This window comes from Lentzea aerocolonigenes (assembly GCF_000974445.1).
Lineage (GTDB): Bacteria > Actinomycetota > Actinomycetes > Mycobacteriales > Pseudonocardiaceae > Lentzea > Lentzea aerocolonigenes.
Window position 1 is genome coordinate 173,013 of sequence record NZ_BBOJ01000011.1, and the last position, 24,773, is coordinate 197,785.

The 24,773-nt window shown below is 68.7% G+C and carries 17 protein-coding genes and 2 pseudogenes; 14 read left to right on the forward strand and 5 right to left on the reverse strand.

The features are described 5' to 3' along the window. Positions 1–175 precede the first annotated feature (175 nt). Positions 176–1,333, reverse strand: a complete 1,158-nt coding sequence (locus AOM45_RS22090; RefSeq protein ID WP_030465305.1) for a mandelate racemase/muconate lactonizing enzyme family protein — start codon at positions 1,331–1,333, stop codon at positions 176–178. 74 nt (positions 1,334–1,407) lie between these two features. Here AOM45_RS22090 and AOM45_RS22095 point away from each other — a divergent pair, with 74 nt between their 5' ends. The 3 genes from AOM45_RS22095 (at position 1,408) to AOM45_RS22105 (ending at position 5,708) form a co-directional block, all read left to right on the forward strand. After that, positions 1,408–2,139: a FadR/GntR family transcriptional regulator gene (locus AOM45_RS22095; protein WP_236703795.1), complete on the forward strand. Its 732-nt coding sequence runs from the start codon at positions 1,408–1,410 to the stop codon at positions 2,137–2,139. A 138-nt stretch (positions 2,140–2,277) separates the two neighbouring features. Continuing rightward, complete coding sequence (locus AOM45_RS22100; protein ID WP_030465307.1) at positions 2,278–3,702, forward strand: extracellular solute-binding protein; 1,425 nt, start codon at positions 2,278–2,280, stop codon at positions 3,700–3,702. Continuing rightward, the gene (locus AOM45_RS22105; RefSeq protein WP_030465308.1) at positions 3,699–5,708 is read left to right on the forward strand and encodes an ABC transporter permease; all 2,010 of its coding nucleotides are present in this window, start codon (positions 3,699–3,701) and stop codon (positions 5,706–5,708) included. Before AOM45_RS22100 ends, AOM45_RS22105 begins: the two co-directional genes overlap by 4 nt. Positions 5,709–5,758: 50 nt before the next feature. Here the strand turns inward: AOM45_RS22105 and AOM45_RS22110 are convergent, their stop codons facing one another. Beyond that, positions 5,759–6,499: a ribonuclease activity regulator RraA gene (locus AOM45_RS22110; protein ID WP_030465309.1), complete on the reverse strand. Its 741-nt coding sequence runs from the start codon at positions 6,497–6,499 to the stop codon at positions 5,759–5,761. Between the two features lie 468 nt (positions 6,500–6,967). Between AOM45_RS22110 and xynC the strand changes: the two genes are divergently transcribed. Together xynC and AOM45_RS22120 are read left to right on the forward strand one after the other, a co-directional pair. Beyond that, a complete protein-coding gene (xynC, locus tag AOM45_RS22115) occupies positions 6,968–8,227 on the forward strand; it encodes a glucuronoarabinoxylan endo-1,4-beta-xylanase XynC (RefSeq protein ID WP_030465310.1) in 1,260 nt (419 codons plus the stop codon). Between the two features lie 220 nt (positions 8,228–8,447). Further along, a complete protein-coding gene (locus AOM45_RS22120) occupies positions 8,448–8,735 on the forward strand; it encodes a DUF3040 domain-containing protein (RefSeq protein ID WP_051782768.1) in 288 nt (95 codons plus the stop codon). Between the two features lie 10 nt (positions 8,736–8,745). On the opposite strand, the gene tatA is transcribed toward AOM45_RS22120, so the two are convergent. Further along, entirely contained in the window at positions 8,746–9,009 is a 264-nt protein-coding gene (tatA, locus tag AOM45_RS22125) for a Sec-independent protein translocase subunit TatA (protein WP_030465312.1), read from the reverse strand. 560 nt (positions 9,010–9,569) lie between these two features. Between tatA and AOM45_RS22130 the strand changes: the two genes are divergently transcribed. From AOM45_RS22130 to AOM45_RS22165, 8 genes are all read left to right on the forward strand, one after another. Continuing rightward, positions 9,570–11,078 (forward strand): sugar ABC transporter ATP-binding protein, encoded by a 1,509-nt coding sequence (locus AOM45_RS22130; RefSeq protein ID WP_030465313.1) that lies wholly within the window; start codon positions 9,570–9,572, stop codon positions 11,076–11,078. Then, positions 11,075–12,100, forward strand: a complete 1,026-nt coding sequence (locus AOM45_RS22135; protein WP_030465314.1) for an ABC transporter permease — start codon at positions 11,075–11,077, stop codon at positions 12,098–12,100. The genes AOM45_RS22130 and AOM45_RS22135 overlap by 4 nt, the downstream gene beginning before the upstream one ends. Before the next feature lie 13 nt (positions 12,101–12,113). Continuing rightward, the gene (locus tag AOM45_RS22140; RefSeq protein ID WP_030465315.1) at positions 12,114–13,136 is read left to right on the forward strand and encodes a substrate-binding domain-containing protein; all 1,023 of its coding nucleotides are present in this window, start codon (positions 12,114–12,116) and stop codon (positions 13,134–13,136) included. 35 nt (positions 13,137–13,171) lie between these two features. Then, a complete protein-coding gene (locus AOM45_RS22145; RefSeq protein ID WP_174517924.1) occupies positions 13,172–14,308 on the forward strand; it encodes a Gfo/Idh/MocA family protein in 1,137 nt (378 codons plus the stop codon). 13 nt (positions 14,309–14,321) lie between these two features. After that, positions 14,322–15,329 carry a sugar phosphate isomerase/epimerase family protein gene (locus tag AOM45_RS22150; RefSeq protein WP_030465317.1) on the forward strand — a complete coding sequence of 336 codons (1,008 nt, stop codon included), beginning with the start codon at positions 14,322–14,324 and terminating at the stop codon, positions 15,327–15,329. A gap of 45 nt (positions 15,330–15,374) precedes the next feature. Next, complete coding sequence (locus AOM45_RS22155) at positions 15,375–16,589, forward strand: ROK family transcriptional regulator (RefSeq protein ID WP_051782769.1); 1,215 nt, start codon at positions 15,375–15,377, stop codon at positions 16,587–16,589. A gap of 101 nt (positions 16,590–16,690) precedes the next feature. Beyond that, complete coding sequence (locus AOM45_RS22160; protein WP_081901828.1) at positions 16,691–16,966, forward strand: LuxR C-terminal-related transcriptional regulator; 276 nt, start codon at positions 16,691–16,693, stop codon at positions 16,964–16,966. A 473-nt stretch (positions 16,967–17,439) separates the two neighbouring features. Further along, positions 17,440–21,375: a family 43 glycosylhydrolase gene (locus AOM45_RS22165; protein WP_051782770.1), complete on the forward strand. Its 3,936-nt coding sequence runs from the start codon at positions 17,440–17,442 to the stop codon at positions 21,373–21,375. A gap of 513 nt (positions 21,376–21,888) precedes the next feature. Here the strand turns inward: AOM45_RS22165 and AOM45_RS52955 are convergent. Together AOM45_RS52955 and AOM45_RS53835 are read right to left on the reverse strand one after the other, a co-directional pair. Then, a pseudogene (locus AOM45_RS52955) lies at positions 21,889–22,503 on the reverse strand (ferritin-like domain-containing protein); the annotation flags it as partial. A 97-nt stretch (positions 22,504–22,600) separates the two neighbouring features. Next, positions 22,601–22,858: pseudogene (locus AOM45_RS53835) on the reverse strand (antibiotic biosynthesis monooxygenase family protein); the annotation flags it as partial. Positions 22,859–22,978: 120 nt separating this feature from the next. Between AOM45_RS53835 and AOM45_RS22175 the strand changes: the two are divergent. Further along, entirely contained in the window at positions 22,979–24,772 is a 1,794-nt protein-coding gene (locus AOM45_RS22175; RefSeq protein WP_236703796.1) for an ABC transporter ATP-binding protein, read from the forward strand. The last annotated feature ends 1 nt before the right edge of the window (position 24,773 follow it).

Sequence of the window (24,773 nt, forward strand, 5' to 3'; positions counted from 1 at the left end):
ATCGGCTCCTCGGCCTCGTGGATGCGTCCGGACGACCATCCTCGCGGGAGACGTCGGTGCCGCGCTCGTCACGTCTACATCCTCCGGCACATTTTTTCGTCGCGTCCTGATCGGACGCGGGCTTCAGGGGCACGCCGCTACGACGTGCGCCCGAAGCCGAGTTCGCCGAGGTCCGCTACTCGAAGATCCCGTAGCCCGCGACGGCGTGTGCCCGCACGCCGTCCATGTCGAGCTCCACACCGATGCCGGGGGTGTCGGGCAGCGTGATGTAGCCGTCCTTCACGATCGAGCCGCTTCCGTCGGGGGCGTGGACGTAGCTGTCCCACACCGCCCGTTCCTCCAGCGCGTGCCACTCCTGGACGTAGAAGTTGGGAATGGCCGCGCACTGGTGCGACGTCGCCATCGTGCCCAGCGGCGTCGACACCAGGTGCGGCGCGAACGGGACGTAGTGCAGCTCCGCGAGGTTGGCGATCTTCTTGGCCTCCGCCAGTCCACCGCACTTGGGCACGTCCGGCTCGATCACGTCCACGGCGCCGCGTTCGAGCAGTTCGCGGAAACCCCACCGCAGGTAGAGGTTCTCGCCCGCGCAGATCGGCGTGCGGGTCTGGTCCCGCACCCGCACCAGCGCGTCGACGTTCTCCGCCGGCAGCGGTTCCTCGAGCCACATCAGGTCGAAGGGTTCGAGCTCGCGCGAGATCCGGCACGCGCTCGGCACGTCGTAGCGCGCGTGCAGGTCGATGGCCAGGTCGACGTCCGGTCCGATCGCCTCGCGGACGGCGGCGACGCGCTCGACCATCGACCGCAGCTCCGCGGCGTTGATCGTGTGGTTGAAGTCGTCGAACTTGGCCGGGTGGCGCAGGTTGTCGACGTCGAACTTGATGGCGGTGAAGCCCTCGGCGACCATCCGCTGGGCCCGGTCCACGCACCCGGAGACCGAGCCCGCTGGGTCGTCGCCGTCGCCGCAGTCGGCGTAGAGGCGGATCCGGTCGCGGAACTTCCCGCCGAGCAGCCTGTACACCGGCTGCTCGGCGGCCTTTCCGGCGAGGTCCCACAGTGCGAGCTCGAGCCCGGACAGGGCGATCACGAACACCCCGCCCTGTGGTCCCGCGAAGACCCTGGCGCGGCGCAGTTTCTCCCAGCACCGCTCGACGTTGCGCGGGTCCTCGCCGATCAGCAGCGGGGCCAGATAGTTGATCATTCCGACGACGCCGCCCGCGCCGGCGTCGGGATTGGCCTCGCCGAACCCGCTGAGGCCTTCGTCTGTGTCGATCCGGACCAGCGTGGCCTCACCGTGGTAGGCGACCACTGCCGTGGTGACGTTCACGATCCGCATTGCTCTCCCGTCGCCGGGTGGTGCAGGTGAACGGACTCTGTCGCGATGTGTAACTTGTCCTATAAGCTGATGACATGCAAAGGGGACAAGAGTCTCCGGACGTTGTCAAGGTCCGCACTCTGCCGGTGCAGGTGGCCGCACACCTGACCCGGCGCATCGTCAACGGCGAGATCTCCGACGGCCGGGGGCCGTCGGAGCTCGACATCGCGCGGGAGTTCGGGGTCTCCCGCGTGGTGGCGAGGGAGACGCTCAAAGTCCTCGCCTCGCTGGACATCGTCGACGTGGCGCAGGGTCGTCGCGTCGTCGTGCGCCCACCGGCGGAGTGGGACTACCTGAGCCCGTTGCTGATCGAGTGGCTGCCCGCCGAGGTCGTCGGCGAGCTGTTGCAGGAGCTCGACCAGATGCGGATGCTGCTCGAACCCGAGCTCGCCGCGATGGCCGCGGCCATCGTCACCGACGACACGCTGGACCGCCTGAGAGACGAGATCGGCCGGATGGCGGCGCTGGAGGGGGATCCCAACGCCTACCTCGAGGTCGACCACGAGTTCCACATGGAGATCTGCCGGGCGGCGAACAACCGCATCCTGGACCGGATCATGTACTCGGCCCGCTGGCTCGGCACGGCCAGCCGGCGCATCACCAACGAGGACTCGGACGCGCTGTGCAAGGCCACCGCCGACCACACGGAGATCTACGAGGCGCTCGTGGCGCGTGACCCGGACCGGGCCCGCGCGGCGATGCGCAAACACCTGGCCAACAACTCTGCGCTCCTCGCGAAAAAGGGGCGGCGTACCAAGCGGCGCTAGCGCTGTGCCGTGCACGAAGTTCGTCGGCTTCACCACATGAACGACCCGGCAGCGGGTGCACGTCCCGCTGTCCCGCCGGTTGCAACGTCGCCCCGTCGGCACGCGTCCGCTCGACCGGACGCGGGAGGAGTTGGTGTCATGGAAGAGAATTCGGACTTATCGCGACGCACCCTCATCCGGATGGGCGCGCTGGGCGTGCTCGGTCTCGCCGGCTGCGGGGGAGGCGGACCCACCACACCGCAGGTGGATGTCCAGGTGCCGCAGGCCCTGCTCGACCAGGCGGCCCCGCTGCGCGGCGGATCGGTCGGGATGCTGTCGCAGAAGCTGTACTCGGAGAGCGCGAACAAGGCGCTGGACAAGTCGCTGCAGGTCTTCGCGCAGGCCACAGGCACCACGGTCCGCAACGACCTGGTCTCCGGTGACGCGGGCGACATGGTCGCGAAGATGGACGCCGAGGTGAAAGCGGGCACCAGCCGCGACTTCGCCTTCGTGAGCGATCGGCGGTTCGTCGGGCAGCTGCACAACCTCGGCGCCCTCACCGACGTCACCGACGTGGTGGAGGAGATGCGCAAGCTCTACGGGGAGCCCGCGACGGAGGCGACCAACTACTGCGTGTTCGGCGGGCGCTGGTTCGCGATCCCGTACCACTTCATCGCGTCCGCCATGTACCTGCGCAAGGACTGGTACCAGGAGAAGGGCCTGCCGCTCAAGCCGCACTACACGTGGGAAGAGTTGCGCGACAACGCTTTGGAGGTCTCCGACCCGGCGAAGAAGCGCTTCGGCTGGGGGCTCACGGTGAACCGCTCGGGCGACGCCAACGGGTTCATCGGGAACGTCATCAACACCTACGGCGGGGCGATCGCGGACAACACCGGTACGAAGGTGGTGTTCAACTCACCTGAGACCGTCGCCGCCGTCACATTCATCGGCGACATCTACACGAACCCCAAGTACACGCCGATGCTGCCGCCGGGGATCGGCAGCTGGACCGACTCGAGCAACAACGAGAACTGGCTCGCCCAGATCCTGGGGCTCACGCTCAACCAGTTCAGCGTCTACGCCGACTCGAAGACCAAGAACAACCCGGTCTACGGCAACACCCACCCGTTCAACGGCGCCACCGGACCCGCGATCGACAAGCCGCTCGCGTTCGGCGAGTCCAACTCGTTCGTCGTGTTCAAGGGCGCGAAGAACCCCGACCTCGCCAAGCTGGTGGCGAAGTACATGGTCAGCGGGACCGCGCTGCTCGGTGTCGCGAAGGGAGCGCCGTGCCTGGTGAATCCCTCGTGGGACAAGGTGTGGGACTCCGACCCGTACTACACCAGCGGTGACCCGGCCTTCCCCGCACTGCGGGAGCAGACCCGCGCACCGCTCCCGATGACCACCAAGACCGGCTTCAAGTTCCCCCAGGCGCCGAGCCCGGGAGATCAGGCCGCCACCGCCGCCTACGTGCTGACCGACATGATGCAGTCGGTCATCCAGGGGACCAAACCGGCGGACGCGGTCGCCGCGACCCACGCCCGGATCGTCCAGATCTTCGAGCAGCAGGGCTACAAGCAGTGACGGACCTGCGCACCCGGCCGGCGCCGGTCCGTCCGGCGCCGCGCCCGGTGCCCTCGCTCAGTCCGTCGCAACGGCTGCTCGGACGCGACTGGCGCCTGGCCGCGATGTTCGTCGGGCCGACGCTGGTGCTGGTCGCGGCCTTGATCCTGTTCCCGATCGTGGACTCGGTCGTCACCAGCACCACGGAACGCCACGGCGCCGAGACGGTTTTCGTGGGGCTGGACAACTACGCCGCTCTCATCGGCGACACGTTGTTCCACAAAGGAGTCCTGAACTCGTTCGTCTTCACCGCGTACGCCGAGATCTTCAAGGTGACCCTCGGCCTCATCGCGGCGTTGATGCTGCACCACATGCGCCGCGGCAGGGCGATCGTCGCCGGGGTGATCCTGCTGCCGTGGGTGGTGCCGACCGTCGTCACGGCCTTCACCTGGCGGTCCCTGTTCGACCCGATCTTCGGCAGCGTCAACACCTTGCTGACCGATTCCGGCATCGGGCCGTTTCTCGCCACGATCGGGCTGGTCGACCGGTGGCCGGCGGAGTGGCTGTCCGATCCCGCGCTCGCGATGCCGTCGGTCATCCTGGTCAACGTCTGGAAGGGCATCCCGTTCTTCACGGTGACGTTCCTCGCCGGGCTCAAAGCGATCGACAGCCACCTCTACGAGGCGGCGATGGTGGACGGCGCCTCGCCGTGGCAACGGTTCCTGCACATCACGTTGCCAGGACTGCGTCACGTCATGATCGTGACGGTGCTGCTGTCGTCGATCTGGACGTTCAACAACTTCGACCTGATCTGGCTGATGACCCAGGGCGGGCCGGGTGACGCCACCGCGCCGTACGTGATGGTGGCGTACTCGAAGGCGATCCAGCAGTTGCAACTGGGCGCAGGCGCCGCGGTGACGCTGGTGATGCTGCCGATCATCGCCGTGCTCGTGGTGATTCTCGTGCGGATGATGCGCCGCAACGACCTCCCCGGCGCGAGTGACCTGGGGCGCAGGCGGTTGAGTCCCGCCCAGCGCCGAGCGCTGCCGTGGGTGATCGTCGTGCTGTCGGCGCTCGTGCTGGTCTGGGCGTCGCCGCACATCGTGTGGAAGGCCGCGCTCGTGCTGGGCGTGTTCGTGGTGGTCGCGGCCGCGGTCGGACGCCTCGTCTCCGTGCTCGCCGCACGCGGCAACCGGCTGGCCGCACGCGTGGTCGGCGGCACCAGTTCGGGCATCGCGCTCTTGGGACTGCTGGGTTTCGTGCTCGCGCCGTTGTACTGGATGACGGTCACGGCCTTCAAGTCCGACGACCAGATCGTGGCGCGCACCGACGACCTGTGGCCGACCCCGTGGACCACCGAGCAGTTCACGAACCTGTTCACGGGCAGGGCGTTCGGCACCTGGTACCTCAACACGATCCTCGTGTCGGTGGCGTCCACGGTGATCGCCCTGATCTGCGCGGCACTCGCGGGCTACGCGTTGGCGCGCTTGAGGTTCCGGGGTTCGGAGAGCTTCACGGTGACGATCCTGCTCACCTACGTGATGCCGGGCGCACTGCTGTTCATCCCGCTGTACCAGATGATGAGCGGGATCGGCCTCAACGACTCCTTGTGGTCGCTCGTGCTGGCCTACCCGACGTTCACGCTGCCGTTCGCGACGTGGCTGCTCGTCGGTTACTTCAAGTCGATCCCGGCGGACCTCGAGGAGGCCGCGCTGGTCGACGGCTGCACGAGGTTCGGCGCGTTCCTGCGAATCGTTCTGCCGCTGGCGAAACCGGGCCTGCTCGCGGTCGCGCTCTTCACGCTCACCAACGCGTGGAACGAGTTCCTGTTCGCGTTCGTGTTCATCACCAAGGACGACTACAAGACGCTGCCCGTCGGCATGCAGTCGATGATCTTCGGTGACGTCGTGCCGCAGGGACAGCTGGCCGCGGCCTCGCTGCTGATCAGCATTCCGGTCGTGACGATGTACGCGTTCGGGCAGCGCTTCCTGACCGAGGGCCTCACTGCGGGGGCGGTGAAGGGGTGAGCTGGTGCCGCAACCGGGGAGGGTTGCGGCACCAGTGCCCGTACAGGCAACTAGCCCTTGCCCTGCTCGGCACGCCACCGCTCGTAGTCGGGCCGGGCTTCCTCGGACAGCGGGTAGTACCGCCGCAGGTCGCCGCCCTCGGCCAGCCGGATCCGGGAGAACTCCTCCCACTCCGCGTGTTCCTGGGCGACGGCGACCAGCGCGGGCGCGAGCTTGACCGGCACCACGACCGCCCCGTCGTCGTCGGCGACGACGATGTCGCCGGGCTCGACGAGCGTGCCGCCGCACGCCACCGGCACGTTCACGGCGGTCGGGACGATGCCGGTCTGGGCGTGGTAGTTCGGTGTGGCGCCCCGGATCCACAGTCCGAGACCGAGTTTCTTGGCCTCGCCGACGTCGCGCAGGCACCCGTCGACCACCACGCCGACACCGCCACGGCCCTTGAAGTAGGTCAGCATCATCTCGCCGAACACGCCGCTGCTCATGTCACCGCGCGCGTCCACGACGATCATGTCGCCGGCCTGCGCGTGGTACATCACGTGCCGGTGCAACTGCTTCTCGGGCTCGGCGTACTCGTCGTCGGGGTAGAGGTCCTCCCGCTTCGGCAGGAACTGCAGCGTCAGCGCGGGCCCGGCCACCCGCGTCCCCGGCGTCACCGTGGTCGGCCCGCTGATGAACGCGCTGCGGATGCCCATGCGACTGAGCTCGGCGCTGGCCGTCGCGCTGCCGAGCGCCGCGAGGGCGGTGCTGAGTTCTGCTGGCGGGCGAACGATGTCGTGCGTCTCGACCACGTCGGTAGCTCCCTCGGATTCGCGATGACCGCCGGTGAACTCGATGAGACCTCGGCTCGAGCCTAGTGCAGACAACCGTTCTGCGGCGGCAGGAAATCGTCAACAACTGCCGAGGTGACAATCCGGCGGCACAGAATGACTGAAAAGTGCGCGAAGTTTGTGAGTTCATGCGCTATTGGCCAGGTTGATCATCGCCCCGCGGGCGCCGCGGCTGTTCGGTTCCCCAGCAAGAGGTGCAGCTACCTCGACCGACCGGCTCAGTCCCGCCGCAACGTCAAGAGGTGCCGACCCTCTCGGCTTTCTCATTCGACGAATTCGATTGCCGGCTGCTTGACGGTGCGGGTGAACGCTGTTAGGACTGTTTGCTGGGAGCGTTCCCAGGGCGTTTGTCCTCCACTCCGGCAGTGATCACCGGCCGGACATCCGATGTGTTCCGATCCTGAACGAGAACCGCTTCGTGGAGATGTCATGACAGAGCACTCAGAAGACGCGGGTTCGCATCCTTTACGCCGGCGGACGTTGCTCGCGGCGGGCGTCGCGCTACCGGCCCTGGCGGTGGGGATACCGGCTGCCGCGGCCACCTCGGTGGTCGTCGAGCCGTCGAACGTGCAGCAGACGATCCTCGGCTTCGGCGGCATGAACCACACCGTGTGGATCAGCGACCTCACCGCGGCACAGCGGGAAACGGCGTTCGGCAACGGTGCGGGGCAGCTCGGGTTCACCGTTCTGCGCATCCCCGTGCACGAGGACCGGGCCAACTGGAGTCGCGAGGTCGCCACGGCGAAGCGCGCGGTCCAGCTCGGGGCCAAGGTCATCGCCTCGCCGTGGAATCCGCCCGCCTCGATGACCGAGACGTTCTCCGGCGGCAAGCGGCTGCGCTACGCCTCCTACGGGGCTTATGCGCAGCACCTCAACGACTTCGTCGCGTTCATGGCGAACAACGGGGTGAACCTGTACGGGATCTCGGTCCAGAACGAGCCGGACTACGCGCAGGAGTGGACGGCGTGGACGTCCGGTGAGATCGTCAGGTTCCTGCGCGAGAACGCGGGCGCGATCAACACCAGGGTCATCGCTCCCGAGTCGTTCCAGTACCGCAAGAACCTCTCCGATCCCATTCTCAACGACGGTGCCGCGCTGGCGAACGTGGACATCATCGGCGCGCACCTCTACGGCACCCGCACCGCGGACTTCCCCTACCCGCTCTTCCAGCAGAAGGGCGGCGGCAAAGAGCTCTGGATGACCGAGGTCTACCACCCCAACAGCACCGACTCCGCCGATCTGTGGCCGCAGGCGCTCGATGTCGGCGAGCACATCCACCGCGCGCTGGTGGACGGCCGCTTCCAGACTTACGTGTGGTGGTACATCCGCCGCTCGTACGGGCCGATGCGGGAGGACGGGCAGATCAGCAAGCGCGGCGCCAACATGGCGCACTTCTCGAAGTGGGTTCGTCCCGGTTACTCGCGCATCACCGCGACCGCGAACCCGCAGGCGAACGTCTACATCTCGGCGTACAAGAGCGGGTCCAGGATCGTGATCGTCGCCATCAACAAGAACACGTCGCCGGTCGACCACGTGGTCACCGTCCGGGACGTCGGTTCCGCGGCCGGCACCAGCTGGTTGACGAGTGCGAGCGCGAACCTGGCGCGCTCCAACGACTTCACGGTGTCGAACGGAACGTTCAACACCCAGTTGCCTGCCCGCAGCATCAAGACGTTCGTCCTGAACTGAGTCGTCCGGCAACTGTGCAGGGGTTCCCCGCAGGCTGCACGCGCCGTCGAGGCGGGTGCGTGCAGCCGATCCGCGGGGACAGGTGCCCGATCTGCCCGTCCGGCAGCCCCGCGTTGGGCCGTACGGCGGAATCCACTCCGTTTCGCTGTTCCTGCGCTCTTGGCAGGGCACCGGGACAGGTGCGATGGTGTGCGGAGCACGGCAGACCAGGAGGCCCGCAATGGCGCTGGCAGACCACGAGCAACGCGAGCTGGACGAGATCGAGCAGCGCTTGTCCCTGGAGGACCCGAGGCTCGCCGCCAAACTCACCCGGCCGTCCGCGCTGGCCTCCGTGTCCAACCGGGCGCTGCGGGTGCTCGGTGTGTTCGCCGTCTACCTCTGCGGGCTGCTGGCCGTGATGGCAGGGGTGACGTGGTCGTCGGTTCCGCTGATCGCGCTCGGGGCTCTCTCGTGCGTGAGCGTGTTCGCGGGCTTGTTCGTGCACGCGTGGCGCAAACGCCGCGACTGACTCTCGGCTCTCAGCCAGGCTGCTGGGTCGGCTTGGGCGCCTGCTGAGCCGCGTTCAGCTGCTGACGCAGGTCGTCGACCTGCTGCTGAAGCGTCGCGATCTGCGAGGCGTCCGTCTCCGGTGCTTCGTCGTGCCGCAGTCCCGAGCTCTCGGCCTTGAGGATCTTGGCTGACCGTCCCAGGGATCGGGCCATCTCGGGCAGCTTCTTGCTGCCGAACAACAACAAGATCACCGCGCCGATGATCAGCAGCTCGGTGGCGCCGAGGTTGCCCATGACTCACTTCCTCCGGGTGCGGAACCGAGCCCGCTCGTGCCAGGCCCGGTGCTCACGATAACCCCGGTCCCGCCAGGACATCACGGCAGTGCGCCGCACTGTCCATTACGGACAGGTAGTCACAGATCCGCGGAATCGGCGGTATGTCGGGAGGTGTCGTCACTCGGTCGTTTGCGTCGATTTTCCGGAAGCGCGAGCGAGTCGGCCGGCACGCGCGAACCTCCGGAGCCGGACGGCGCGACCTGGCCCCCTGTCGCAACGGGGAAGACCCGCACCGCCGGACGGGCCGCGCCCGACGCGGTGGGTGCGCGCGGCAGCCTCCAGGTCTCGCTGCGGAGCTGAGGCGGTGGTGGCCGGACTGACCGCTCAGCAACCGGCCCCAGTCAAGGGAAAAGTTGGCCGATATGTGCCACTTCGCCCACCTTGACCAGGCAAAGAGCGGCTCATTAGCTTTAAGCCTCCGCAGGTCAGATTCCCTTTAGGCACAACGCTTTCCGGGGCCCGGAGGACTCAATGACGAGCTCGCGCGCGCTTGTCCGCTCGTGGACAGGGGTGATCCGATGACGGCCGCAGCCCTGCTGTCGGTCCGAGGGCTGGTGAAGCGCTTTCCCGGTGTGACGGCGTTGCAGGGCGTGGACTTCGAGGTCCGCGCGGGTGAGGTGCACTGCCTGCTCGGGCAGAACGGCGCGGGCAAGTCGACGCTGATCAAGGTGCTGTCCGGCGCGCACCGGCCGGACGAGGGAGAGATCAGCTGGCGGGGGGAGGTCGTGTCGTTCGGCAACCCGACCGCCGCGATGCGCAGCGGTGTGGCCGCCATCTACCAGGAGCTGGACCTGGTGGCGGGCTTGTCGGTGGCGGACAACGTGTTCCTCGGTCACGAACTGTCCACCGCCGGCTTCACCCGGCGGGCACAGCAGCGGCGCAGGACTCGTGCCCTGCTCGACCGGCTGGGGCACCCGGACATCGCACCCGACCGCGATGTCGGCCGGTTGTCCGTGGCGCACCAGCAGGTCGTCAGCATGGCGCGGGCGCTGTCGCTGGACGGGCAGCTGCTGATCATGGACGAGCCGTCGGCCGTGCTGGACCCGGACGAGGTGCGGGTCCTGTTCGGGATCATCAGGGAGCTCACCGCCCAAGGGGTGGCGGTGGTCTACATCTCGCACCGGCTGGCCGAGATCAGGGAGATCGGCGACCGCGTGACCGTCCTCAAGGACGGCCGCACCGTCGCGACGGGCCTGTCCGCACGCGAGACCAAGACCTCGGAACTGATCGGGTTGATGACCGGACGCGTGCTGAACAACGTGTTCCCGCAACGGAAACCGGTCGATCCCGCCGCTCCCGAGGTGCTGGTGGTGCGCGGACTGGCCGACGGCGACCGCTTCGCGGGCGTGGACCTCACCGTCCACGCCGGTGAGGTGGTCGGGCTCGCGGGTCTCGTCGGGTCCGGACGCTCGGAGATCCTGGAAACCGTCTACGGCGCCAGGAAAGCGGCCGAGGGCACCGTGGAGGTCGATGGCAGGAAGCTGCGGCGGGGGAGCGTCGGCGCGGCCGTGCGCGCGGGGCTGGGGTTGTGCCCGGAGGAGCGCAAGAGCCAGGGGTTGCTGCTCGACCAGGCCGTCTACCGCAACATCACTGTCTCGTCGATGTCGTCGTTCGCCCGGTTCGGCTTCCTCGACGACCGCGCCGAACGTGCCCGCTCGACGAAGCTCACCGAGACGCTGGACGTCCGGCCGGCCGGTGTCGACCGCGTGGTGCGCGGCCTGTCCGGAGGCAACCAGCAGAAGGTCGTGCTCGCGCGGTGGTTGCTGAGGGAGTGCCGCGTGCTGTTGCTGGACGAACCGACTCGCGGCGTGGACGTGGGCGCGCGCAGCGAGATCTACGAGCTCATCCGCGAGCTCGCGGACTCCGGCGTCGCCGTGGTCGTCGTGTCCAGCGACGTCGAGGAGGTCCTGGGCCTGTCGGACCGGGTCCTGGTGGTGCGGGAGGGCCGGGTGGTCCACGACGGTCCGGCCGACGAGATCGACGAGTCCAGGGTTCTCGACCTGGTCATGGAAGGACACGCCGCATGAGCGAGGACACCGCCGCCGTGGCGGCGCAGAAACGGGAAAGAAGTCCGGCCGTGCGGCAGTCCGGCGCCTCCGGCCTGCTCGGCTCCGCGGCCGGGCGCAACGCCGGTCTCGTGGTCGCACTGGTCCTGTTGTGCATCGGTGGTGTGGTCACCGCGGGCGACCGGTTCGCCGACGTCGACAACCTGCTCACCATCCTGCGGCTCGCCGCGGTGATCGGCGTCGTGAGCGTCGGCATGACGTTCGTGATCACCGGCGGCGGGATCGACCTGTCGGTGGGCGCGATCGTCGCGCTGTCCTCGGTGTGGGCGACAACCCTTGCCACCCAAGGGATAGCGAACAACACGCACTGGATCGTCATCGTCTTCACCGCGTTGGTGGTGGGTGGGGCGTGCGGACTGGTCAACGGCGTGCTCATCGCCTACGGCCGGGTCGTGGCGTTCATCGCTACCCTCGCGAGCCTGGCCGCCGCACGCGGACTAGCCGAGATCATCTCCAACCGCAAGACGCAGATCGTGAACGTGCCGGGCTTCGCCGCGTTCTTCGACGCGTCGGTGCTCGGGGTGCCGGTGCTGGTGGTGATCTTCGCGCTGGTCGCAGCGGGCGGGTGGGTGCTGTTGAACCGCACCACGTTCGGGCGCCGGACGTTCGCCGTGGGCGGCAACCCCGAGGCGGCGCGGCTGGCGGGCATCGACGTGCGGCGGCACACCGTGTGGCTCTACACGTTGCTCGGCCTGTGCTGCGGGCTCGCGGCCGTCATGCTCGTCGCCCGCACCACGACCGGCAGCGCGACCCACGGCGGCCTGTACGAACTGGACGCGATCGCCGCGGTCGTGATCGGCGGCACGCTGCTCACCGGCGGCCGCGGCACGATCGCGGGCACCGTCTTCGGTGTCCTGATCTTCACGACGCTGTCGAACGTCTTCACCCTCAACAACCTCTCCATCTCCGCCCAGGCCGTGGCGAAGGGCGCGATCATCGTGGTCGCCGTCCTCCTTCAGCAGCGGTTGGCAAGACGTACCTGAGGAGCCGGAAACCATGCCACTCAAGAGAATCGCCGCTCTGGCCGCGTTAGCTCTCGCCCTCACCGCCTGCACGGGGAACACGCCGCAGAACAGTGGTGGCGGCAACCAGGGCGGGGTGAAGGTCGCCAACGACGAGCCGGGCAAGAAGGTCGTCATCGGTTTCTCCGCACCGGCCGCCGACCACGGCTGGATGGCCGCGATCACCAACGCCGCCAAGGCGGAGGCGGGCAAGTACTCCGATGTGGAGCTGCGCGTCGTCGAGGGCACCAACGACGTCAACCTGCAGATCAGTCAGGTCGAGACGTTCATCAACGACAAGGTGGACGCGATCGTCCTGCTGCCGTTCGACGGCGCCGCGCTCACCCCGGTCGCGCTCAAGGCGATGAAGGCCGGCATCACCGTGATCAACGTGGACCGCCAGTTCGACAGCCCGTTCGCCGCGCGGTCCACCGTCCTGGGCGACAACCACGGCATGGGAGTGTCCGCGGGCAACTACATCTGCGAGCGGCTCAAGGGCAAGACGGACGCCGTGGTCGCGGAGATCGCCGGCATCGACTCGCTGCCGCTGACCCAGGACCGCAGCAAGGGTTTCGCCGAGGCGCTCGCGAGCTGCGGGCTGAAGGTCGGCAACCGCGTGGCGGCCGAGTTCACGGTGGAGAGCGGCGAGAAGGCCGCCGCGAACCTGCTCCAGGCCGCGCGCAAGATCGACGCCATCTGGAACCACGACGACGACCAGGGCGTCGGCGTCACCGCCGCGATCAAGAACTCCGGCCGCAACGAGTTCTTCATGGTCGGTGGCGCGGGATCGGCCAACGTCATGCGGGAGATCAAGGCGGACAACGGACCGCACAAGGCGACCGTCATCTACCCGTCCACCCAGGGCGCGGACGGCATCCGGCTCGCGCGGCTCGCGGTGCAGGGCAAGAGCCTCGGCGACCTGGTCGAGGTGGAGGTCCCTCGCGAGGTCCAGCTGTACGCCCCGGTCGTCACCAAGGACAACGTCGACCGGTACCTGCCCACCGCCTTCGAGTCCTGAGAGGACCGGACAACGTGACTGAGCTTGGCATCGCGATGGTCGGCCACGCCTTCATGGGAGCCGCGCACTCCCAGGCGTGGCGGGTCGCGCCGCGCTTCTTCGACCTGCCGGTGCGGCCGGTGATGTCCGTGCTGTGCGGCAGGGACGCCGACCGGACACGGGCTGCGGCAGAACATCTGGGGTGGGCCGAGGCGGTGACCGACTGGAAGTCCGTGCTCGACCGCGACGACGTGCACGTGGTGGACATCTGCACGCCCGGTGACACGCACGCCGAGATCGCGGTCGCCGCCCTGGACGCGGGCAAGCACGTGCTGTGCGAGAAACCGATGGCCAACAACGTGACCGAAGCGGTGGCCATGGCCGAGGCCGCCGAACGCGCCGCACGGCGCGGGGTGCGCGCGATGGTCGGCTTCAGCTACCGGAGGGTGCCTGCCCTGGGACTGGCCAGAGAGCTGGTCTCCCGGGGCAGGCTGGGGAAGATCCACCACGTGCGCGCCCAGTACCTGCAGGACTGGATCGTCGATCCCGCCGCGCCGCTGTCGTGGCGGCTCGACAAGGAGAAGGCCGGTTCCGGCGCACTCGGGGACATCGGCGCGCACGTGGTGGACGCCGCCCAGTTCATCCTCGGCGACACCGTCCGCGAGGTGTCCGGGACGATGGAGACGTTCGTGTCCGAGCGCCCGCTCGCGTTGTCCCACTCCGGGTTGTCCGGCACGGCCTCCGACCGGACGGGGCCGGTGACGGTGGACGACGCCGTGCTCTTCCTGGCGCGCTTCGCGGGCGGCGCGCTCGGCTCGTTCGAGGCCACGCGGTTCGCCAACGGCCGCAAGAACGCGCTGCGCATCGAGGTCAACGGCTCGGCGGGCAGCCTGGCGTTCGACCTCGAGGACATGAACGTGCTGCAGTTCTTCGACGGCACGGAGGACGCGGCCGTCGCGGGGTTCCGCCGGATCATCGTGACGGAGCCGTCGCATCCGTACGTCGGCGCCTGGTGGCCTGCCGGGCACGGGCTGGGGTACGAGCACGCGTTCACGCACCAGGCAGTCGACTTCGTGCGTGCCATCGCCGCGGGAACCGATCCGGTGCCGTCGTTCGCCGACGGGCTCCAGGTGCAGCGGGTACTGGCGGCCGTCGAGGACAGCGCGGCGTCCCGCACGTGGCAGCAGGTCTGAGGAGGGAACCGAGATGGCACGTCCGATCACGTTGTTCACCGGTCAGTGGGCCGATCTACCGTTCGAGGAGGTCGCCCGGCTGGCCGCGGGCTGGGGCTACGACGGCCTGGAGATCGCCTGCTGGGGAGACCACCTCGACCCGTTTCGGGCGGCGGAGGACGACGACTACGTCGCGGACCGGCTCGCGATCCTCGCCAAGCACGACCTGAAGGTGTGGGCGATCTCCAACCACCTCACCGGTCAGGCCGTGTGCGACGACCCCATCGACGAGCGGCACCAGGGCATTCTGTCCGCGAGGAACTGGGGTGACGGCGACCCCGAGGGCGTCCGGCAACGGGCGGCGGAGGAGATGAAGGCGACCGCGCGAGCCGCGGCCAGGCTGGGCGTCGACACCGTCGTGGGGTTCACCGGCTCGTCGATCTGGAAGACCGTCGCGATGTTCCCGCCGGCGCCCGCCTCGATGATCGACGCCGGCTACCAGGACTTCGCCGACCGCTGGAACCCGATCCTGGACGTGTTCGACGAGGTCGGCGTCCGGTTCGCGCACGAGGTCCACCCGTCCGAGATCGCCTACGACTACTGGACCACGGTGCGCGCGATGGAGGCGATCGGGCACCGGCCGGCGTTCGGCCTGAACTGGGACCCGTCGCACTTCGTCTGGCAGGACCTCGACCCGGTCGGGTTCCTGTGGGACTTCCGCGACCGGATCTACCACGTCGACTGCAAGGACGCCCGGCGCCAGGTCGGCAACGGCCGCAACGGCCGGCTCGGCTCGCACCTGCCGTGGGCGGACCCGCGCAGGGGCTGGGACTTCGTCTCCACCGGGCGCGGCGACGTGCCGTGGGAGCAGTCGTTCCGGATGCTCAACACGATCGGTTATGCCGGGCCGATCAGCGTCGAGTGGGAGGACGCGGGGATGGACCGGCTCGTCGGTGCTCCCGAGGCGCTGGAGTTCGTTCGCCGCAACGCGTTCGACCCGCCGTCGGCGTCGTTCGACGCGGCGTTCAGCTCCGGCGGCTGACCCGGTCGCGGAGCTGTCTTCCGGTACCGATGGGACAATCGCTCGATGGAGAGCACCTTGGGTGTAGAGGCTGGATCGCCGGCCGCAGTGCTGCGCATGCTGATGGACGGCAGCCCGCACACCCGAGCGGAGATCGTGGCCGCGACCGGTCTCGCCCGTTCCACGGTGCGGGCCAGGCTGGACCTGCTCGTGGCCGCGGGCCTCGTGACCGGGAGCGGTACGGGAGAGTCCACCGGCGGACGCCCGGCCGGCCGGTTCGCGTTCAACCCGGCCGCCCACCTGGTGCTGGCGGCCGAGGTGGGCGCCACCCACGCCACCGTCGCGGTCTCCGACCTGGGGTGCAGGTTGCTCGCCGTCGAACAGGTGGACCTCGACGTGGCGGACGGTCCGGCGGTGATCCTGCCGTTCCTCGTCACGACCTGGCGCTCGTTGCTGCAGACGGTGGACGCCGCCGAGATCGCCGGCGTCGGCATCGGCCTGCCCGGCCCGGTCGAGCACTCCACCGGCCGCCCGAACAACCCGCCGATCATGCCGGGCTGGGACGGGTTCGACGTGCCGGCGGCGATCACGGCGGAGTTCGACGTGCCGGTGCTCGTGGACAACGAAGTCAACCTGGAGGCGCTGGGCGAGCACACCGCCTCGCACCCGGACGTGCTGCACATGATCGTGGTGAAGGCGGCGACCGGCATCGGCGCCGGGCTGATCAGCAACGGCGTCCTGCACCGCGGTGCGGCGGGCGCGGCAGGCGACCTGGGGCACATCAGGGTGCCCGAGGGTGGCGGAGCGCTGTGCCGGTGCGGCAACACCGACTGCCTGGAGGCGGTCGCCGCCGGTCCCGCGCTGGCGGCGAAACTGCGGGACCTGGGCCATCCCGCCGCGTCGACGGCGGACGTGGTGAACCTGGTCCGCGCCGGCAACCTCGAGGCCGGCCGGGTGGTGCGTCAGGCGGGCAGGGACATCGGCGAGGTGCTCGCCGGCTGCGTGAGCATGTTCAACCCGTCCCTGGTGGTCATCGGCGGCCTGCTGGCTGAGGCGGGGGAGATGCTGCTGGCGGGCGTGCGCGAGTCGATCTACCGGCGCTCGCTCCCGCTGGCCACGGAGAACCTGCGGATCGTCGCGTCGGGCACCGGAGAGACCGCCGGCGCACTGGGCGCGGCGGCCATGGTGGTGCGGCACGTGTTGTCACCGGAGGTGCTGGACGCGCGGCTGGGCGAGGTCGCCGCCAGTGGTTCGGCGCGGGAGGTGGAGCTGTCTTCGTAGGCCATCTAATGGCGGCACGCATCCGTAAGGCACGTGCACTTTGACAGCAAAGTGCGGACTTTTGGTTGACATCCGCCAATAGTCGCACCTACCGTCGCCTCATGACTGTGACCCGCGTAACACCGCGCGTGGCCGTGGGCAAGGAACCCACGGTGGCGACCCGGCGTCTGCTGCGGCTCATGCGCACCGGCGCGACCGACCGCGCGATCGCCCGTGAACTGGACGTCAGCCTCCGCACCCTGAACCGGCGCATCGCGCGCCTGCAGTCGTTGCTGGGCGTGCAGTCCCGGTTCCAGCTCGGCGTGCTCGCGGCGGAGCTGAGGTGGCTGGCGGTGCCGTCGCAGGCGGTGGGCGAGCGGTCGCCGGGTTCCCGCTGACCCGCGCGGGATCGTCGCCGCGCACCCCGCGTGGTGGCTGGACGACGTGTGGGTTCGGCTGTGTCGCCGGCGAGGTCCCGCGGCTCAGCTCGTCGTCCGCACGGGCCGGGTCGGGGGAGTGATCTCTTGACTGTTCAGTGGCGGAGACCTCATGATCTGGGTCACTTTCCACGGCCCGCGTGAGTGACGCTCACGGCGAGCGGGCCGGGGCGGTGTCCAGGTGGCTGCCTGGTGTCGCGACGACGCGAAGGGGACCACCACTGTGCACCGCATTCTTCTCGCCCAAATTGTTAGCGCTAACAGTGACTGTCTGCCTGCGCCGGATCCGCAGTAGCCGAACTCCTCGAGTGCAGTCTCGTCACCGTTCATCTCGAAGTTGGTCCGCGGAGGGCTGAATGCGTTCGAATCGTTCGACGATCTGGCGTCGGTCATTGACGGTGGTTCTCGGAGTAGCAGCCCTCACGGCGTCGTCGATGAGCGTCACGGACGCCGCCGGTGCGGACACGACAGTCGACAAAGGACTGGTCGTCCGCTACGACCTCGCCCAGAGTTCCGGCACCACCGTCGTCGACACGTCCGGCAACGGCAGAGACGGCACGCTGAGCGGTGACGCCGTCTGGCAGGACGGTGCGCTGAGCCTCGGCGGCTCGAACGGTCACGTCCGGTTGCCCGACAACGTCATGCGCGGGCTCACGGACATCACCGTGTCCGTCCAGGTGAACGTCGCCACCGACCAGGGCACCCCGTATTTCGTCTGGGGCCTGGGAAACACGCTGAACGGCACCGGGAACGGCTACCTGTTCACCACCGGTGACGGGTACCGCACGTCGATCGCCTCCGGCAACTGGTCCACCGAGCAAACGGTGTCCACCAACCGCAACCTCGCGCGTGGCAGCTGGCGCACGCTCACGTACACCCTCGCCGGTGGTCTCGCCGTGCTGTACGAGGACGGCATCGAGGTCGCCCGCAAGACCGACGTGACGATCACTCCGGGATCGATCGGCGGCGGCACCACGACCGCCAACTACCTCGGTCGTTCGGTGTACAGCGCGGACAAGTACCTCAAGGGGCAGGTCCGCGACTTCCGCATCTACGACCGTGCCGTGACGGCGGCGGAAGCGAACGCGCTCGGCGAGCGGACCGCCGCCGGCCGTGCCGCTGCCGACGCCGCCGCACTCAGCCTCGGCGACACCTCCGCCGTGACCGGGAACCTCACCCTGCCGGTGAGGGCCGCGGGTGGTTCCTCGATCACCTGGTCCTCCAGCAACCCTGCCGTGGTGTCGGCGACCGGTGTGGTCACGCGGCCCGCGCCGGGCTCCGGCAACGCGACCGTGACGCTGACGGCCACCGTCACCTACGCCGGATACTCCGCCACCCGCACGTTCACCGTGACGGTGCTCGCGGACATCACCGACCGGCAGAAGGTCCGGAACGCCTTGCGGGACATCGTGATCTGGGACCAGGACGCGGTCCGGGGCAACATCACGCTGCCGGCCAAGGGCGCGGGCGACGTCACGTTCACCTGGCGCAGCGACGACAAGCGCGTCGTTTCCGCGGACGGTGTGGTGACGCGCCCGCCGTACGGTGCCAAGCCCCGCAAGGCACATCTGAGCGTCCGCGCGACCAAGGGGAAGGCGAGCAGCACCCGTGACTTCATCCTGACGGTGCTGCCGCTGCCCAAGCAGGAAGCGAAGGAAGGCTACGCGTTCGCGTACTTCACCGGCGAGGCCACTCAGGACACCGAGCAGGTGCACTTCGCGGTGAGCCGGGGCGACGACCCGTTGCACTGGGACGAGCTCAACGGCGGCAAGCCCGTGCTGAAGTCGCAGTACGGCGAGACCGGCGTGCGCGACCCGTTCATCATCCGCAGCCCGGAAGGCGACAAGTTCTACCTCGTCGCGACCGACCTGCAGATCAACGACGGACGTGGCTGGGGAGAGGCTCAGCAGCACGGCAGCAAGTACCTGGAGATCTGGGAGTCCACCGACCTCGTGACCTGGTCCGAGCAGCGGCACGTGCGCGTCTCGCCGGACACCGCGGGCATGACGTGGGCACCGGAGGCGACCTACGACCCGACCATCGGCGCCTACATCGTCTACTGGGCGAGCATCCCGTTCGCGGCCGACGACCCGGACCACAACAACTGGTCGTACGCGCGGATGTACTACTCGACCACCCGCGACTTCCGGACGTTCACCGAGCCGAAGGTCTGGAACGACCCCGGCCAGGGCGTCATCGACTCGACCGTCATCAAGGACGGCGACTACTACTACCGCCTCACGACCGACGAGAAGGTCATCGGCAAGTGCACGCGCGACATCGTGCTCGAGCGTTCGAAGGACCTGCGCGCCGTCGACCTGCCGACCACGAAGCCGCGCAACTGGGAACTGGTCGACGACTGCATCCGCACGCCGCTCGGCACGGACTGGGTCGAGGGTCCGACGCTGTTCAAGTCCAACGACGGCAAGAAGTTCTACGCGTTCATGGACGAGACGCCGAACCGCGGCTACATCCCGTTCGTCACCGACTCGCTGGCGAACCCGAACTGGCAGATCCCGGCGGAGTACTCGCTGCCGCGCGCCCCGCGGCACGGCACCGTCCTGCCGGTGACGAAGGCGGAGCTCGAGCGGCTGCGCAAGGGTCCGTTGCCGGTCACCGCGAACAAGAAGGGCGTCATCGCCGACTACGACCTCACCGGAGGCTCCGGCACGACGGTCGCGGACGGCTCCGGCAAGGCGCGCAACGGTGTGCTGCACGGTGACGTCACCCGCTCGTCGGACGGCCTCGCCTTCGGTGGCACCGACGGTTACGTGCACCTGCCGAACAACCTCATGACCGGGCTCGACGCGATCACGGTGTCGGCACGGGTGTGGGTCGATCCCGGCCAGCAGACGCCGTACTTCCTGTTCAACCTCGGCAACAGCACGAACGGCGCCGGTGACGGCTACCTCTTCGCCAGCGGGGACAGCTACCGGGCGGCCATCGCGTCCGGCAACTGGTCGACGGAGCAGAACGCCAACAGCGGGCGCAACCTCGCCCGCGGTACCTGGCACACGCTGACGTACACGCTGGCCGGCGGGAAGGCGCGCCTGTACGACAACGGCGTCGAAGTGGCCCATGTGGACGGTGTCACGACGAAACCGGGTGACCTGGGCAGTGGCATCACGACGTCGAACTACATCGGCCGCTCCGCCTACGCCGCCGACAAGTACTTCAAGGGCAAGATGAGCCGCTTCACCGTGTGGAACCGCGGCCTCACCACGTCGGAAGTGCTGGAGCTGCCGGGCAACGAGACGGCCGTCGCGTCGGTGACCCTGGACGCGCTGAAGGTTCCGGCGGTCGTCGACAGCCAGACCGGCACCATTCTCCTGCCGGTCAAGCCCGGCACGGACCTGCGCCGCCTGGCGCCCCGGCTCGAGGTCGCGGACGACGCGAAGGTCTCGCCCCGCAACGGATCGAGGCAGGACTTCACCAAGCCCGTCACCTACACGGTCACCGGAGCGGACCGGAGCAAGCGGACCTGGACGGTGCGGGCGGCCGTCATGAACAGCCCGGTCCTTCCCGGCTACAACGCGGACCCGAACATCGTCCGGTTCGGCGACACCTACTACATCTACGCCACGACCGACGGCTTCCCCGGTTGGTCGAGCACGTCCTTCAACGCCTGGTCCAGCAAGGATCTCGTGAACTGGACGAAGCACGAGAAGATCCTCGACCTCGGACCGGGAGTGTCCTGGGCGGACAGTCGCGCCTGGGCGCCGACGATCGCGCAGAAGAACGGCAAGTACTACTTCTACTTCTGCGCCGACGCCAAGATCGGCGTGGCCGTCTCCGACTCGCCCACCGGCCCGTTCACCGACGTGCTCGGTAAACCGCTGATCGCGTCGAACCCCAACGGTGGCCAGGCCATCGACCCGGCCGTCTTCACCGACGACAACGGCCAGAGCTACCTGTACTGGGGCAACGGCGAAGCGTACGTGGTGCCGCTGAACGCGGACATGACCTCGTTCGACGCCACGAAGATCAAGCACGTCACCGGGCTGGACGGCTTCCGCGAGGGACTGTTCATGACCAAGCGCGGCGGCACCTACCACCTCACCTGGTCGATCGACGACACCGGCAGCGAGAACTACCGGGTCGGCTACGCCACGGTGACCGGCCCGATGCTCGACGGTCTGGTGAACCGCGGGGTGATCCTGGAGAAGGACCCGTCACTCGGCATCCTCGGCACCGGACACCACAGCATCGTCCAGGCGCCGGGAACCGACGACTGGTACATCGCCTACCACCGGTTCGCCATCCCGGGCGGCGACGGCACCCATCGCGAGGTGACCATCGACCGCCTCCGGTTCAATTCGGACGGCACGATGGCGAAGGTCGTGCCGACGCTCCAAAGCATCACCCGCTGACACCGCAAGCGCGCTGTCTGTTTTTGGCGCGAGAAGCACGTTCGGGCCGCTAGATGGCCAGAACGTGCTTTTCGCGCCAATCGGGCAGCGACGGACCTGGTCAGGTTCGCAGGTTCTGGGCGGCACGTACTCGAACGTCGGGCCCGCTGTCGCCGTCCCGTCCTCCAGCGGCATCGTCATCAGCGCCTGTGCCTGTGCTTTCACCTGGTACATCGTGCCGACGGTGGCGCCCAGTCGCGCTGGATCGCCGTTGAACGCCTCCTCCAGCTGCTTGAGCAGCAGGCAGTAGGTGGTGTTGAACCGTTCCTGGGCCACGCGGATGTCGCTGCCCTCCGGGTGGTCGGTCGTGCGCGGGTTCGGCCGCATGGGCATGACCGCGTCCCAGTCGACCGCGATCGGCTCACCGGTCGGACCCGACTGCGGTGTGTCGCCGGCCTGGTAGCGGCGGCCGTGCTTGAGCTCCTGGAACCGGTAGTAGTGCGCCACTTCGTCCCGGTCGGGGTGGAAGACGTCGCGGTCGCCGTCCCAGACGTCGGTCCGCGCGGCTCCCTCGCCCTGCTCGGTGATCTCGGTCAGCGCCGCCAGAGCGGACTTCAGGTCGTGCACGGGTATGACCGCGCCACCTCCACCGCGCAGGTGGAACTCGCCGACCTGGCGAGCCGGATCGCCGCAGAAGACGGCGTCCTCGCCCAGTTCGCCGCACAGCCTGCGCATCCCCGCCTCGACAGCGGCGTAGAACTGCCCGATCGTCTCGTAGGAGTCTGCTTCGGGCGGTGCGTCGGCCGTGGCCGGCTGCTCGATCCGCAGGAACAGCTCCAGGGCCTCCGAGCCGAACGGAACGAGCTGGACCTGGAGCGACCGGTCGCCGTGCGGCAGCGGGTGCGGGTACGGCGGCAGCAGCGCGGGGGTGTCGAGCCGGGGCTCGCCGCCGACCGCGTTGAGCAGGTTCGCCGCCAGCGCCAGGTGCAGCATCTCCTCCGCGAGCACGCTGCCCACGACCTGCACGGCCTCGGCGTTGCGGCTCGGGTCCAGCGAGTACAGCGCGCAGGTACGGAGGGATGGTCGCGTGCTCCAGCTCGATCGCCCACTGCAGGTGGCGGCGGAGGTCTTCGAGGGTCTCGATCGCACCGCCCGAGGGCCGCAACTCGACCACGACGCGGTAGGAGGCGGGTTCCGAGGTGATGTGCAGGCCGGGGTCGTCGAACATGCGCTGCACCGAGGTACGCCACTCGGGGTTGGCGACGGCCTGGTCCAGTTCGGTTCCCGAGCTCCACTCGGCGACGTGGACGAACCGCGCCCGCGGTCCGTCGGCGAGTGGCCGGTGCAGGCGGGAGCGCACGAAGCCGGGCTGGGCCGACATGATCCGCGCGTTCTCCCGGTACACCTCGACGAAGTGCTCGGCCTCGCCGGCCGGCACGAGGTAGTTCTTGATCACGACGACCGGCTCGCTGATGCCGGTGCTCGACTCCAGGAATTGACTCACGTCCAGGAAGACAGGACAGCGCCCGATTTTGTGACAACCCCTCGGGTGCCGATATTCGATCGCTGCGACCCGGCTCTCTGCGGCAGCATGAGGAAGCCGAGGTGTCCGGAGGGGGACGGCGTGTCAGGATCGGAAAGGCCTTTCCGCAAGAACGCGGTGCCGCTCGCCGTGCGCCTGTACGGGAAGGAGTTGCGGCGCCACGGATTCATGTCCGCGGGCGCACTCCTGTCACCCGCGTTGGGCGTGACGTGTCAGCTCTACCTCGCGCCGTTGGCGGTGGGCGCGCTCGTGGGAAAGCTCGCGAGTGGCGGCGGCACGAGTCTCGGCACCGTCCTGCCGTACGTGCTGGCCTTCGGCGGTTTCATGCTGCTGTCGGAACTGTTGTGGCGCATCGGTATGCACTGCCTCAACCGCGTTGACGCTCGCGGGATCGAGAACCTGTCCGCCTTCGCGATGGACGAGCTGCTGCGCAAGGACGCGGCGTTCTTCCACGACAACTTCGCGGGGTCGCTCACGAAACGGGTGCTGAGTTTCGCGTTCCGCTTCGAGGACTTCGTGGACACGCTGGTGTTCAAGATCTTCGCCAACTTCATCCCGCTCGGTTTCGCCTGCGTGGTGCTGTGGCGCTACAACCCGGTGCTCGTCGCGGTGCTGGTCGGCCTGATCCTCGTCACCGGATTCGTCGTCGCGCCGCTCATCCGCCACCGCCAGAGGCTGGTCGACGAGCGCGAGGCCGCCGTCGCGCAGGTGTCCGGCCACGTCTCGGACACGCTCACGAACATGGAGACGGTGCGGGCGTTCGCCGCCGAGCAGCGCGAGAGCGCGGAGCACCGGACCCGTTCCGCCAAGCTGCGAACGCTGGCACTGCGGTCGTGGGACTACAACAACCTGCGCATCGACACCGTGATCGCGCCGCTGTCGGTGCTCACCAACGTGTTCGGCCTCGTGGTCGCGATCGCGCTCAGCGACGGGCTCGGCGTGGAGGCGATCGTGGTGACGTTCGCCTACTTCGGGAACGCGACGCGGATCATGTTCGAGTTCAACCAGATCTACCGGCAGGTGGAGAGCGCTCTCACCGAGGCGGCCCAGTTCACCGAACTGCTGCTCGACCCGCCGGTCGTGCTCGACCCGGTGCACCCGGAACCGTTGCGCGTGAAGGACTCCCGGGTCCGGTTCGACAACGTCGTGTTCGCGCACGGCGGCGGCGAACCGCTGTTCGACGGGCTCGACCTGGACATCCCGGCCGGCACGCGGATCGGGCTCGTCGGCCGCTCCGGCGGTGGCAAGACGACGCTCACCCGGCTGCTGCTGCGGCTGATGGACGTCGATCGGGGCCGCATCCTCATCGGCGGCCAGGACATCTCCCGCCTGAGCCAGGCCGACCTGCGCGGCCTGATCGGGTACGTGCCCCAGGACCCGGCCATGTTCCACCGGACGCTGCGCGAGAACATCGCGTTCGCACGGCCCGGCGCGACCGACGCCGAGATCCACCGCGCCGCGCACGCCGCGCACGTGACGGAGTTCGCGGAGGCGCTGCCCGACGGGTTCGACACGATGGTCGGCGAACGCGGCGTCAAACTGTCCGGCGGACAGCGGCAGCGGGTCGCGCTGGCCCGCGCCATCCTGCGCGACGCGCCGATCCTGCTGCTGGACGAGGCGACCAGCGCGCTGGACTCGGAGAGCGAGGTGCTGGTCCAGGAAGCGCTGTGGCGGCTCATGGAGGACCGCACCGCGATCGTCGTGGCGCACCGGCTGAGCACGGTCGTGCGGATGGATCAGCTGATCGTGCTCGACCAGGGCCGGATCGTCGAGCAGGGCACCCACGCGGAACTGCTCGACGTGGACGGGACGTACGCGAAGCTGTGGCGCCACCAGTCCGGCGGCTTCCTCGACGAGGCGGTCAGTACACGCTGAG